This is a genomic window from Pseudomonas sp. L7, from assembly GCF_046605565.1.
Lineage (GTDB): Bacteria > Pseudomonadota > Gammaproteobacteria > Pseudomonadales > Pseudomonadaceae > Aquipseudomonas > Aquipseudomonas wayambapalatensis.
The window spans coordinates 3,268,093-3,281,429 of record NZ_CP176784.1; the positions used below are offsets into that span (position 1 = coordinate 3,268,093).

The 13,337-nt window shown below is 60.4% G+C and carries 12 protein-coding genes and 2 pseudogenes; 10 read left to right on the top strand and 4 right to left on the bottom strand.

All coding sequences use genetic code 11. The annotated features are described in order from the left end of the window. Positions 1-25 precede the first annotated feature (25 nt). The 9 genes and pseudogenes from ACK3BK_RS14790 to ACK3BK_RS14830 all read left to right on the top strand — a co-directional run bounded on the left by ACK3BK_RS14790 (position 26) and on the right by ACK3BK_RS14830 (position 7,986). Positions 26-1,075: an ABC transporter substrate-binding protein gene (locus tag ACK3BK_RS14790; RefSeq protein ID WP_411382718.1), complete on the top strand. Its 1,050-nt coding sequence runs from the start codon at positions 26-28 to the stop codon at positions 1,073-1,075. Between the two features lie 199 nt (positions 1,076-1,274). After that, complete coding sequence (locus ACK3BK_RS14795) at positions 1,275-1,511, top strand: transcriptional regulator (protein ID WP_353886866.1); 237 nt, start codon at positions 1,275-1,277, stop codon at positions 1,509-1,511. A gap of 68 nt (positions 1,512-1,579) precedes the next feature. Beyond that, positions 1,580-2,247, top strand: a pseudogene (locus tag ACK3BK_RS14800) (OprD family outer membrane porin). Then, positions 2,210-2,572, top strand: coding sequence for an OprD family outer membrane porin (locus tag ACK3BK_RS14805; protein ID WP_411382719.1), 363 nt, complete (start codon positions 2,210-2,212; stop codon positions 2,570-2,572). The pseudogene ACK3BK_RS14800 and the gene ACK3BK_RS14805 overlap by 38 nt, the downstream one beginning before the upstream one ends. A gap of 60 nt (positions 2,573-2,632) precedes the next feature. Then, a pseudogene (locus tag ACK3BK_RS14810) lies at positions 2,633-3,000 on the top strand (transposase); the annotation flags it as partial. Between the two features lie 45 nt (positions 3,001-3,045). Next, the gene (locus ACK3BK_RS14815; protein WP_411384479.1) at positions 3,046-3,261 is read left to right on the top strand and encodes a DUF3203 family protein; all 216 of its coding nucleotides are present in this window, start codon (positions 3,046-3,048) and stop codon (positions 3,259-3,261) included. Positions 3,262-3,382: 121 nt separating this feature from the next. Then, positions 3,383-4,789 carry a cytochrome c oxidase accessory protein CcoG gene (ccoG, locus tag ACK3BK_RS14820; protein ID WP_411382720.1) on the top strand — a complete coding sequence of 469 codons (1,407 nt, stop codon included), beginning with the start codon at positions 3,383-3,385 and terminating at the stop codon, positions 4,787-4,789. 50 nt (positions 4,790-4,839) lie between these two features. Further along, a complete protein-coding gene (gene mapR / locus ACK3BK_RS14825; protein ID WP_186663959.1) occupies positions 4,840-6,249 on the top strand; it encodes a GntR family transcriptional regulator MpaR in 1,410 nt (469 codons plus the stop codon). Between the two features lie 48 nt (positions 6,250-6,297). Next, positions 6,298-7,986, top strand: coding sequence for an ATP-binding protein (locus tag ACK3BK_RS14830; RefSeq protein WP_411382721.1), 1,689 nt, complete (start codon positions 6,298-6,300; stop codon positions 7,984-7,986). A 3-nt stretch (positions 7,987-7,989) separates the two neighbouring features. Here ACK3BK_RS14830 and ACK3BK_RS14835 read toward each other — a convergent pair whose 3' ends face one another. The 4 genes from ACK3BK_RS14835 to ACK3BK_RS14850 form a co-directional block, all read right to left on the bottom strand. Continuing rightward, complete coding sequence (locus tag ACK3BK_RS14835) at positions 7,990-8,736, bottom strand: SDR family oxidoreductase (RefSeq protein WP_186663955.1); 747 nt, start codon at positions 8,734-8,736, stop codon at positions 7,990-7,992. 93 nt (positions 8,737-8,829) lie between these two features. Further along, positions 8,830-10,365, bottom strand: coding sequence for a DHA2 family efflux MFS transporter permease subunit (locus ACK3BK_RS14840; protein ID WP_054891541.1), 1,536 nt, complete (start codon positions 10,363-10,365; stop codon positions 8,830-8,832). Continuing rightward, positions 10,362-11,558: an HlyD family efflux transporter periplasmic adaptor subunit gene (locus ACK3BK_RS14845; protein ID WP_411382722.1), complete on the bottom strand. Its 1,197-nt coding sequence runs from the start codon at positions 11,556-11,558 to the stop codon at positions 10,362-10,364. Before ACK3BK_RS14845 ends, ACK3BK_RS14840 begins: the two co-directional genes overlap by 4 nt. A gap of 15 nt (positions 11,559-11,573) precedes the next feature. Further along, on the bottom strand, positions 11,574-12,062 hold the full coding sequence (locus tag ACK3BK_RS14850) for a MarR family winged helix-turn-helix transcriptional regulator (RefSeq protein WP_288375075.1): 489 nt from the start codon (positions 12,060-12,062) through the stop codon (positions 11,574-11,576). A 227-nt stretch (positions 12,063-12,289) separates the two neighbouring features. Here ACK3BK_RS14850 and ACK3BK_RS14855 point away from each other — a divergent pair, with 227 nt between their 5' ends. Continuing rightward, a complete protein-coding gene (locus tag ACK3BK_RS14855) occupies positions 12,290-13,288 on the top strand; it encodes a FecR family protein (RefSeq protein WP_186663949.1) in 999 nt (332 codons plus the stop codon). Positions 13,289-13,337: the final 49 nt, after the last annotated feature.

Consider the following 13,337-nt stretch of genomic DNA (forward strand, 5'->3'; position numbering starts at 1 on the left):
CTCATCCTTAAACCTGGAGTTCGCTATGTTTGATATTACTCGGCGTAAGCTTTTGGGTGGTACTGCCGTCACTGCTGCCACTGCTGCTGCCGCACTTTTCTTACCCCGATTCTCTTTCGGTGCATCTGATACGCCCTTGGTGGTAGGAACTTGGGGCGGAGACTTTGGCGATTTGCTTCGTTCGAGTGTAGACGTGCTTTTGAAGCCGCAAGGCATCGAGGTTATTCAAAGCATTGGCTCACCAACGGAGCGCCGTACCAAGGTGCTAGCTGAGAGACTTTCCCGACGCAGTTCGATGGACATATGTTGTCTGGCTGACTTTGATATGCAGGCCGTAGCACAGCGTGATGCATTGGAAGCAATCACCGCTGATCAGGTGCCGAACCTCGAAAATGTACTTCCCTTCCTAAGGCAGGAATTTTCGATACCGACTATCTACTCGGCACATGTCATTGTCTATAACACTGACCGTATCAAAATTCCGCCGAAATCCTTTGCCGACCTTTGGGATCCCAAATATCAAGGGCGAATCGGACTGTCTGACTTCCTCTTCAATACAAATATCGCGGTAGCTGCCTTAGCGGGTGGCGGATCAATGACTGATTTTACCCCCGCCCAGGCCAAGCTAGCAGAGCTTCGCGCTCTTGGTGTGAAAATTCTTCCCTCCACCGAGGCCGTGGCTGCTGCCTTGAAGTCGGAAGATATTTGGATCACAGTCATCTCGAAGGCTCGGGGATACATGTGGAAAAAAGCCGGGATGCCGTTGGCATCTGTCGTACCCACAGAAGGTGGGTATCCCAACGTTTACGGTGCGGGAATTCCTAAAAAATCTAGAAGGAAGCCAGAGGCCTCCCAATACCTCAATGCCATGCTTGATCCACGGGCACAAATCGCGTTCGCTCAAAAAATGGGTTACGTCCCAACAGTCTCTAATGCCTCATTGCCAGCAGAGCTGGACAAGCAGATCAACTTCACCCAAGCAGAGAAAGATCGAATGATGAAACCTGATTATGCATACATCATTGCAAATCAATCTAGCATGCTGGAAATGTGGAATAAAACTTTCAAAGGATAGATTGGCTGTTTCACTGGTACGTTTACTACTGGGCGAAAAGGCCTGCTATTGATTTGTGGATTATTTGCTAGAGCTCGTGCTCATATTTAGTGTTAATTAACTGGGCATTTTTTTGATGGCCGGAGCGGCACTGCCGTAGCTGGCGTTAGCAACTGGGAGATCTGTTCTGTCGCAATGCCCAGGATAAGTGGAGGTTCCGATGTCGCATACCACCTTGGGCGTTAAGGTTGACACAATAACAAAGCAAAGACTTAAGTCAGCTGCCGAAAGGATAGATCGTTCCCCGCATTGGCTTCTTAAACATGCTGTTCTGGAATGGATATCTAGAGTAGAAAGCGGGGCTGACATACCTGATTTGTTGAATGCGAGCGTGCTTGAGCTGGATCGACAGCGTAACAGCTTAATGCTCCGCAAGAAAAAGACTGACTGCCTATAACTAAAACTATTTCCCGGGGGCAGCTCATGTGTGTAGTACGTTACTTTTTTGTATCAGCGGCTGCAGTTATGGTCGCGCAAGCCAATGCCACTGATTTCATCCAAGACAGCAAAGCAGTAGTTAGCTCGCGAACACTTTACTTCAACAACAATCGAGAAACAGACGGACAGGATCAACGCCAAACAGCACAGGGCTTTAAAGTAGACTTCTCTTCTGGCTATACATCTGGAATTGTGGGATTCGGCCTTGATATTCAAGCAATAGCTGGATTTAACATTGATGGCGGCATTGATCACCCTACGCAGGCAACTTCCAATTCAATGACTCCTGTCGACAGCGATGGTACTCCTGTCTCCAGTTGGTCTCGGGGAGGTGGGAATCTCAAAGCTAAGGTTTCCGAGTCCGAACTTGTCGTGGGGAATACACTTTCATCTACCCTGCCAATCTTGGTTATTAATGATGGCCGGCTGTTTCCACAGACGTTCGGTGGAGCAATGCTCACGGTCAAGGAGATCCCTGGACTGACACTAGCAGCTGGTAAGCTGACTCAAACTGCTAGCCGGGCATCCAGCAACTACTCGGGGCTCGCTGTCGCAGGGGGGCTAAGGGTAGCAATGACCTCCAGTATAGGGGTGGAGATTGGCGACCGCGAAATGATCTGTTGCTGCAGTATTATCACGCTACTCTGAAAGATTACTATGACCAGGATTTTCTTTGGCTTAGCAAGAACTTTTAAAATTGACGAAAGACAATCACTACAAGCCGAGCTTAGATATTTCAATAACAGATCTAATGGTCGAGCGGGGCAATCTGACTACTTATTTAGCAACATGGGTGGCTATGCTGCAAAACCTGGTAAAGTGAAGAATAATACTTGGTCAACGACCATAACTTATACCGTTAGTGGTCACACAGTTTTGATTGGTCACCAACGAGTAAGCGATGATGGCTCCATGGTTTCTGTGAACAGCGGATCTGTTCGTGATGGTAAATCTAGCTTGGAAGGTCAGTCTGGCGCTTCATTCTATATGTACACCGACCAAATGATTAACTCATTCTGAATCGCCCCTGGTTTCCTAGACACCTCCAAGCCTCATAATGAGGCCCAAATAGGAGGTGCCATGAGTCGTCAGCGTTACCCTGAAGAATTCAAGATCGAAGCGGTCAAGCAAGTGACCGAGAAAGGCAAGCCTGTCGCTGATATTGCCCAGCGCTTGGGCATGTCTGTTCACAGCCTCTACGCCTGGATCAAGCTCTACATCAAACCCCAAGAGCAGCGTCAGCAAGACGATGACCAGCAAGCCGAACTGCGTAAGCTGCGCGCTGAACTCAAGCGCGTGACGGAAGAGCGAGACATCTTAAAGAAGGCCGCCGCGTACTTTGCCAAGGAGTGCGGCTGAAGTACGCCTTCATCAAGAAGCACTCGACGGATTACCCGGTGCGGCGCCTTTGCCAAACCCTCAAGGTGCATCCCAGCGGCTATTACGCCTAATTGGCCGAGCCTCAATCTGCCCGAGCAAAAGAAGATCATCGTCTGCTAGGCTTGATCGGTGACAAGCTACGCATAGAAGGCCTGGGGCCGGAGATCGAGATCTTCACCGATGAACAGCTGCGCATGTCGGTCGCGGTGCTGGCGGGTGAACGCATACCGATCACCGAAGCCGAAGCCGAAGCCGACGCCCTGACCGTGATCGGTGCGGTGGATAGTCGCAGACATCTCAAGAGCAGTGCTCCAGGCTCCGTGATCTGAGGCCTGCAAGGGAGTTCTCGTTCATCTGATATGGTTTTTATCGCCCTACCTGAGCCTGTGCTGTAAACAGATCGGGGGCCATAGTGCCCGGGCCTGATCGAGGCCTGATGAGCGAACCACCATGAGCGAGAGAATCCCCTTCCGAATCATCCAGATCGAGCCTGCGGCCAACACCCCCAAGCGCCAAGCAAACGGGCGCATCCACACCCGCAGCTTCACAGGCCTGTACCGCAATCTGCGAATTGGCTTCGCCGGCCTGCTGTTCGTATTGTTCTTCGGCACGGCCTGGCTGAACTGGAACGGCCGCCAGGCCGTGCTCTGGGACCTTGCCGACAGCAAGTTCCATATCTTTGCCGCGACCTTCTGGCCGCAAGACTTCATCCTGTTGTCGGCACTGCTGATCATCTGCGCGTTCGGCTTGTTCGCCATCACCGTCTTCGCCGGGCGGGTGTGGTGCGGCTACAGTTGCCCGCAGAGCGTCTGGACCTGGCTGTTCATGTGGTGCGAAAAAGTCACCGAAGGCGACCGCAACCAGCGCATCCGCCTGGCCGCCGCGCCCTGGAGCCTCGACAAGCTCGTCCGCCGCAGCCTCAAGCACGGGTTGTGGCTGGCCATCGGCGTGATCACCGGCCTCACCTTCGTCGGCTATTTCACCCCCATCCGCCCGCTGGCCCAGGAATTGCTGACCCTGCAACTGGGCGGCGTCGCGTTGTTCTGGGTGGTTTTCTTCACTGCCGCCACCTACCTGAACGCCGGTTGGCTGCGCGAAGCGGTGTGCATGCACATGTGCCCCTATGCGCGCTTTCAGAGCGTGATGTTCGACAAGGACACCCTGGCCGTGGCCTACGATCCACGTCGTGGTGAAACCCGTGGCCCACGCAAGAAAGGCAGCGATCGCCAGGCACAGCACCTGGGCGACTGCATCGACTGCACCCTGTGCGTGCAGGTCTGCCCCACCGGCATCGACATCCGCGACGGCCTGCAGATGGCCTGTATCGGCTGCGCCGCGTGCATCGACGCCTGCGACGGGGTCATGGACAAGATGGGCTACCCCCGCGGGCTGATCGGCTACAAGTCCGAACACAACCTGCAAGGCGGCCGCACCCACTGGCTGAGACCGCGCCTGCTGGGTTACGCCACGGCCTTGGTGGTCATGATCGGTGCCTTGGTGATTGCCTTGCAGATGCGCCCCATGGTGTCGCTGGACGTCATCAAGGACCGCGGCCTGTTCCGCGAGAACGCCCAGGGCCAGATCGAGAACATCTACCTGCTAAAGATCATCAACAAGACCCAGCAGCCCCAGCACTATCAACTGCGTCTGGTCGACGCCGAAGGCTTCGTGCTGCACGGCAAGCAAGCGGTGTTCATTCCCGCCGGAGAAATGAGCGAGCTGCCGGTATCGGTGGCGATGCTCGCCGATCGCCCGACGAGCAGCTCGGTAGACCTCACGTTCGAAGTACAGGACAGCGACCAGCCGCAGGTGTATAGCCGTGCACGCAGCCGTTTCGTCGCGCCACTGAACCGCTGATCCCTTACACTGCCTTCAACCTTGCCTGCCAGGCCGAAAAAAACACAACGATGAAACGTTACGAACGATTCGCCGACGATATCGCCGAACTGATCCGCTCCGGGGTGCTTGGCCCCGGACAGCGTGTACCCTCGGTACGCTACGCCAGCCAGACCCACGGGGTCAGCCCCTCCACGGTGTTCCAGGCCTACTACCTGCTCGAGCGCCGCGGGCTGATTCGTGCCCGGCCGCGTTCGGGTTACTTCGTCAATACCCACGCACCTCGCCAGTTCAGCGAACCACAGGCACAGGCACCGGTCAGTGAATCCACCGATGTCGACGTCAGTGCCCTGGTGTTTTCCATCCTTGATTCGATCAAGGACCCCCATACCGTCCCCTTCGGCTCGGCCTTCCCCAGCCCCACCCTGTTCCCGCTGCAGCGCCTGGCCCGCTCGCTGGCCAGCGCCAGCCGCGCCATGGACCCACGCGTGGTGGTCACCGACCTGTCACCGGGCAACCCGCAGTTGCGCCGCCAGATCGCCCTGCGCTACATGGTTGGCGGCCTGATGCTGCCGATGGAAGAGCTGCTGATCACCAATGGCGCGCTGGAGGCCCTCAACCTGTGCCTGCAGGCCGTCACGGAGCCTGGCGACTTGGTTGCCATCGAAGCCCCGGCCTTCTACGTGTGCCTGCAGGTACTCGAACGCCTGAAGCTCAAGGCCGTGGAAATTCCCGTGCACCCACGTGAAGGCATGGACCTGGGGGTACTGGCACAAACCCTGGAGAAGCACCCGGTCAAGGCCGTATGGTCGATGACCAACTTCCAGAACCCGGTCGGTGCGAGCATGCCCGAGGCGAAAAAGCAGGCACTGGTCGAACTCTTGCACCGCCACCAGGTGCCACTGATCGAGGACGACGTCTACGCCGAGCTGTATTACGCCCAGCAAGCGCCCAAGCCGGCCAAGGCCTTCGACCGCGACGGGCTGGTAATGCACTGCGGCTCGTTCTCCAAGAGCCTGGCGCCCGGCTACCGAGTGGGCTGGGTCGCCGCCGGGCGTTTTGCACAGAAGATCGAGCGGCTCAAGCTGATGACATCGCTGTGCGCCTCGATGCCGGCCCAGGCCGCCATCGCCGACTACCTGCAACATGGCGGCTACGACCGCCACCTGCGCAAGCTGCGCTATGCCCTGGAAGGCCAGCAGGCCAGCATGCTCGCCGCCATCGCCCGCCACTTCCCGGCGCAGACACGGGTCAGCCAGCCCGCCGGCGGCTACTTCCTGTGGCTGGAACTGCCCGAGCAGATGGATGCGCTCAAGCTCTTCCACATGGCCCTGGCACAAGGCATCAGCATCGCACCAGGGCCTATCTTCTCGCCGACCCGGCGCTTCGGCAACTGCATCAGGCTGAACTACGGCAGCCCGTGGAACGACGCCACGGAGACTGCGATGGAGACACTGGGGCGTATCGTACGCTCGTTTTGAAGGATCAGCCGCTATAGTGAGGCTAATCTGCCCAAGGATGAGCATGCGATGGACGATCCCACCCAACTGCGCCAACAGATCCTGGCCTTGCAGCAGCGCAACGGCGAGCTGGAAAACAGGCTGGCGCAGCAAGCCGAAATGTCGCCCTCGGACAACGTCCTGATGCGCCGGGTGCACGAGCAACTGGAGCAGCGCTTCGACCAGACCCTGGCCGAACGCCGGCTGTTCATCGAGCTGGTCGATCACAGCCTGGCCAATGTCTTCGTCATCGCTCCGGACCTGCGCCTGCAAGCGATCAACCGTACCGCCCGCCAGACATTCCAACGCCTACATGGCTTCTGCCCGAGGATTGGCGATCGCATCGACGAGTCACTCGCAGGCCTGGAACAACCGCTCCACTGCCTGCTGCCGCTGGTTACCCGAGCGCTGGCGGGTGAAACCCTGATCGAGAGCGTCGCCTTCGACGGGCCACCCTATCGGCGCCACTACGAGCTACGGATCACCCCGCTACGCAGCGACGACAACCCACTACTGTGCGCCTGCCTGTTCGCCTACGACATCACCGAGCGCACGCTCGAACAGGAGCGCCTGTACGAAGCCGAGCAGGCGTTGCGCCAGGCGCAGAAAATGGAAGCGGTTGGCCAGCTCACCGGCGGCATCGCCCACGACTTCAATAACCTGCTGGGCGGCATTTTCGGTGCTTTGGAGCTCGCCAAGCCACGCTTGGGCGGGCCGCATAACGATGAGGTGAGCCGCCTGTTCGACATCATCGAACAAAATGCATCCAAGGCCGCGTCATTGGTGCAGCGTCTGCTGGCCTTCTCGCGCCGACAGACACTGCTGCCCCGCGCCACCGACATCCAGCAACTGGTCGGCGACATGCTTGCGCTGCTGCAGAGCTCGCTGCGCTCGGACATCCAGCTCATCGACCGCACAGCCTCACAGTTGTGGCCAACCTGCATCGACCCCTCGCAACTGGAAAGCGCGCTGCTGAACCTGTGCCTCAACGCCCGCGATGCCATGCCCCACGGTGGCACCCTGCAGATCCATTGCGAAAACCTGGAGATGGCCCCGGCGCAAGCGCAGCGCCTGGGGCTCGCTGCGGGCCAATACCTGCACTTGCGGGTCGAGGACGACGGCCAGGGCATGCCTGCGGATGTCGCGCAACGGGCCATCGAACCCTTCTACACCACCAAGCCACTGGGCCAGGGCACCGGCCTTGGGCTGTCCATGGTGTACGGATTCGTGCGTCAGTCAGGTGGGCAGATGCACCTCGATTCGATCCCGGGCAGCGGCACCTGCGTCCACCTTTACCTGCCCAGGGCTGAAACCCTGCAAGCCCACGAACCGCAGCGCCTGTCGCCCCCGCCAACTGCGCAGTCGATCCTGCTGGTCGAAGATCAGGCGGCGATGAGGCTGGTCATCAGCGAGCTGTTGAGCGAGGCAGGCTATGACGTACACGCCTTTGCCAGCCCCGATCGAGCGCTTGCCGCCCTGCGCAAGGGGCTGCGCCCGCACCTGCTGGTCGGTGGCACCGCCTTGTCGGACAGCCCGAAGGGCCAACAACTGATAGAAATGAATGTGGCCTTGACGCCTGGCTGCACGACCTTGCTCATCAACGGCTATGCCACGCAAACACAGGCAGCCCATGACGGTCTGCCCGCGAACACCGAAGTCATTTCCAACCCGTTCGAGTTGAAAACACTGCTCGAACGGGTGACGAACATCCTGGCTTGAGGCTCAGCGCCCGCCCCCCAGATCAAGGAAACTGCCGGTGGAATAGGACGCCTTGTCCGACAGCAACCAGAGGATAGCCTCCGCCACCTCCTCCGGCTGCCCGCCACGTCCCATGGGCAGGCCAGGTTCGAGCTTGCTGACCCGCTGGGCATCACCGCTCAGGGCGTGAAAGTCGGTATGGATGTAGCCAGGACGCACGCCGTTGACCCGCACACCCTCGCCCGCCACTTCCTTGGCGAGCCCAAGGGTGAAGGTATCCAGCGCGCCCTTGGAGGCGGCATAGTCTACGTACTCGTTGGGCGAACCCAGGCGTGCAGCCACCGACGACACGTTGACGATCGCACCACCCTGCCCGCCATGGCGGCGCGACATGCGCAGCAAGGCATGCTTGGCGCAGAGCATCGGGCCGACCACGTTGGTTTTCATCAGCTTGAGCAGGCGGAACTCGGACATCTCGTCGACCCGGCTTTGGGTCGCGATGGTCCCGGCGTTATTGACCAATGCCGTGACAGGGCCGAGCTCCTGGTCGATCCGCTGGAACACCTGGATCACCTCATCCTCGACGCTGGCATCGGCTCGCACGGCGATGGCCTGGGCGCCCAGCGCCCGAACCTCGTCCAGGATGCGTTCGGCAGCGTGATCGTCGGCGTGGTAATTGATGCAGATGCGATAGCCCTGTTGCGCCGCCAACCGCGCGGTCGCGGCACCGATACCGCGGCTGGCGCCAGTGATGAGAATGACCTTGTCCATGAAACTGCCACTGTCGAGGGAATAGACCTACAAGGTTAGGGGAAAAGCCCCGATCGCGGCAACGGCTGCACGCAGCCGTGCCGCAAGTACACCTCAGTGCCCCGCCGACGCCGGCCCTGCCTTGGCCGTGAAGGGCGGGCGAGCCAGCCACACCAGCAAAATCAAGGCGCCGAACACCCAGGTCAGCAAGGTGAAGTAGTCCACCGTCGACATCATGTAGGCCTGGCTGTTGAGGATCTGCTCAAGCTGCGCATAGCTCTGCGGACTCGCCCCACCGAGTTGCTCGAGGGTGTGACGCGTTGCCGGGTCGTACTGGCTGATGTGCTCGCTCAGGTAGGCATGGTGCTGGTCGGCCCGGCGGATCCAGATCCAGGTGGTCAGCGAGGCGGCGAAACTGCCGCCCAGTGTCCGCAGGAACGTGGCCAGGCCCGAGCCGTCGGCAATCTGATGCGGCGGCAGGTCCGAGAGCAGGATGGTCAGGGTCGGCATGAAGAACAGCGCCACCCCGATCCCCATGAACAACTGCACCAGGGCGATGTGCAGGAAGTCGACCTCGCTGGTGAAGCCCGCACGCATGTAGCAGCTTGCACCAATGGCCAGGAAGGCGATCCCTGCCAGCAGGCGCAGGTCGAAGCGATGCGCATACTTGCCGACGAAGGGCGACATGATCACCGGCAGCAGGCCGATCGGTGCTACCGCAAGCCCCGCCCAGGTCGCCGTATAGCCCATCTGCGTCTGCAGCCACTGGGGCAGGATCAGGTTGATGCCGAAAAAGCCCGCGTACCCGCCCACCAACACCAGGGTGCCGATGCGGAAATTACGGTGCACGAACAGCCGCAGGTTCACCACCGGGTGCCGATCGGTGAGCTCCCAGATCACGAATATGGCCAGGAACACCGCGGAAATCAGGCTACCCACCACGATGAACGAGGACTCGAACCAATCCAGGTCGTTACCCTTGTCGAGCACCACCTGCAACGCGCCGACACCGACGATCAGCGTCAGCAGGCCGATGTAATCCATGGGCTGGCGGCTGGTGGTCACTGGACGTGTGCGCATCTGCTGGCGCACCACGGCGGCCGCGAACAGACCGATCGGTACGTTGATGAAGAAAATCCACGGCCAGCTGTAGCTGTCGGTTATCCAGCCGCCGAGGATGGGCCCGGCAATCGGCGCCACCACCGTCACCATTGCCAGCAACGCCAGGGCCATCCCCCGTTTGGCAGGCGGGTAGACAGCAATCAGCAAGGTCTGGGTCATCGGGTACAACGGGCCGGCAACAACGCCCTGGAGCACGCGAAAGCCCACAAGCTCGGGCATCGACTGGGCGATACCACAGAGGAACGACGCCAGCACGAACAGCAAGGTGGCCCAGATGAACAGCTTGACCTCGCCAAAGCGGCGGCTCAGCCAGCCCGTCAGCGGCAGGGCAATGGCATTGCTTACCGCAAACGAGGTGATGACCCAGGTGCCCTGCTCGTAGCTCACCCCCAGATTGCCGGAAATGGTTGGCAACGCCACGTTGGCGATGGTGGTGTCGAGCACCTGCATGAAGGTCGCCAGCGACAACCCGATGGTGGTCAGCAGCAGGCTCGGCGGGGTGAACTGGGCGGATGCGCCGTTGCTCATCGCTGCGCCGTCTTGCCACTGGCGGCGCTGTTGTCATGGATCAGCTGGGCGATCAGACGATCGGCCTCGGCCAGTTGGCGGTCATACACCTGGGTGGTGTAGCTGGCCTGCTGCGGTGGCTGTTGGGCCAGGGCCGGGCCACTCTGGTCGTGCAGGTCGACCTCGACCACGGTGGACAGGCCGATGCGCAGCGGATGATCCTTGAGCTGCTCGGGGTTCAGGTGCACGCGCACCGGCACACGCTGGACGATCTTGATCCAGTTGCCCGTGGCGTTCTGCGCGGGCAGCAGAGCGAAGGCACTGCCGGTGCCCGCGCCCAGGCTGTCGACCGTGCCGCTGTACTTGACTTCGCTGCCGTACAGGTCTGCGGTGATCTCCACCGGCTGGCCGATACGCATGTCACGCAGTTGGGTTTCCTTGAAGTTGGCGTCGATCCAGACCTGGTCGAGCGGAATCACCGCCATGGTCGCGGTGCCTGGTTGCAGGCGCTGCCCCAATTGCACGGTGCGCTTGGCGACGTAGCCGGTCACCGGCGCCACCAACGTCGTGCGAGCGTTGTCCAGGTAGGCCTGGCGCAGGTCGGAAGCGGCCGCCATCACCTCCGGGTGCGACGACACCACGGTGTCGTCGATCAGCGCAGTGCTGGTGTTGAGTTGCTGGCGGGCGTTGTCCAGGGCGCTCTGCGCGGCGGTCAGGTCGTCGCGTGAGTGCGACAGTTCTTCTGCGGCGATCGCCCCGCTGTCAGCCAGGACCTTACGGCGGTCGTAGTTCTCGCGGGCCTTCTTCAGTTCGGCCTGGCGCGTCTGCACCTGAGCCTTGAGCGCATCGACGTTGCTGTACAAGCCGCGCACCTGGCGCACCGTGCGCGCAAGCTTGGCCTCGCTGGCCTGCAGGGCCACCTCGCTGTCACTGGGGTCGAAGCGCAACAGCACCTGGCCGGCATGCACCAGGTCGCCATCGTCGGCGCCGATGCTGGTGACGGTTCCCGTCACCAGCGGCGTGATCTCCACCACATTACCGTTGACGTAGGCATCGTCGGTGCTTTCGTGCCAGCGCCCGATCAACGTGTACCAGGCCCAGCCGGCAGCGCCGGCCAATATCAATACCAGCAGCAGGGCCAGCAGCCAGGTCTTGCGCTTGCGCGTGGCGTCGGGCACTTCGGCGGGAGTGGATGCATCCGAGGGTGTGGCCATGGGAGTACCTTTGAATCAAGTCGGATCAGGGGTGCGATCGCCGAAACGGGCAATCGTCAACGGGTCGCTGGCGGCCATGAGAATCTTTGCCAGCAGCGTCTCGAGGGTCTTGAGCTCGTCGGCTTCGAGTGAACCGACCAGCTCGTTCATCGCCATTGCCCCGATCTCCGGCAGGCGGTCAGCCAAGCGTTGACCGTCTTCGGTCAGCACCAGCCGCACCTGGCGACGGTCGTCGGGGCAGCGGTTGCGCAGGATCAGGCCCTTCTGCTCGAGGCGGTCGAGCATGCGCGTCATCGAACCGCTGTCCAGCCCCAGGCAGCGGCACAGCTCGGCCGGGGTATCCACCTGGTACTGGGTCACGATGATCAGCACCTTGAACTGCGCAGCGGTAACGCCATCAGCTTCCAGGTGCCAGTCGAGAATGCGGTCCTTCAATAACGAGGCGCGGCCGAGCAACATGCCAATGGCGCAGGTCTGGAAATTTTCCGGGGTGAAATGGGCCATCGGCATCGCTCAACAAAGATGTTAGAAAATATTACTGCCTAGGCAGTTAATGTCAAAGCTTTTATTAGCAGGCTATCTAAGTCATTGTTCCGCCAGCCCTCTCGGTTGTCTCCATGCGCTTGCGCCGGAAAACCGACGAAAAAAATCGCAACTGATAGTCATTCGCCATTATCTCGGTTCTCGCGGAGCCCTTCTGGAAGGTAGAATGCGCAAAACCGGGAGCCGCAATGAACCAAGACCGCTTCACCCCCCTCGACGACGATGCCATCACCGATGCCGCTGCGCATTGGTGCATGCGCCTGCACGCCGAGGACTGCTCGGCCGACGAGCGTGAGGCGTTTGCTCAGTGGCTGGCCGCCGACACCCGGCATGCCGAGGAATACCAGGCGATGCTGGAGATCTGGCAGACCGCCGACATGCTGCCGCGTGCCGCCAACGTGATCGAACTGCCTGCGGCCAGACCCCGCCAACGCAACTGGCGCCCACTGGCTTCAGCCGCGGTGATCACCCTGCTCGCCCTACCCCTGGCCGGCTGGATTGGCTGGGAGCAAGGCTGGCTACCCAATCGCTACCAGCATTTCGACAGCGACCAGCAGGTGCGTACAGTGCAATTGCACGACGGCAGCCAGGTCGAACTCAACCTGAACAGCGAGCTGCGCTACCTCAACTACAAGGACCGGCGCCAGGTCGACCTGATCCAGGGCGAAGCCTTCTTCAAGGTGACCCACGACAGCGAGCACCCCTTCATCGTGCGCGCCGGTCACGGCCAGACGCGGGTCACCGGCACGCAGTTCAACGTGTGGAAGTACGAAGACCAGGTCAAGGTGACGCTGGTCGAAGGCTCAGTGCTGGTTTCCAGCAATGGTGGCGAAGGCGGCTACCGCCTCGGCCCCGGCATGCAGGCCAGCTACCGCATCGGCGACTTCGAGCCGCAACTGGCACAGAGCGACGACTATGCCAACAGCCTGGCCTGGCGCAGCGGTCGCCTGGTACTCGACAACCTCAGCCTCTCCCAGGCATTGCCGGTGATCAACCGCTACCTGGACAAACCCCTGCTGCTGGCCGACAGCAGTGTCGGTAACATCCGCATCAGCGGCATCTACGACACCCGTGAGGTCAGCCGCCTGGTGGACAACCTGCCCAAGGTCCTGCCGATCTACCTGACCCGTAACGACAACGGCAGCACGGTCATCAATCGCATCCTGCCGTCCGCCGACAAAGGGTGATGTGCGCTGCCGAAATGGCAGGCGTAAAAAAGGCGCCTCATCGAGGCGC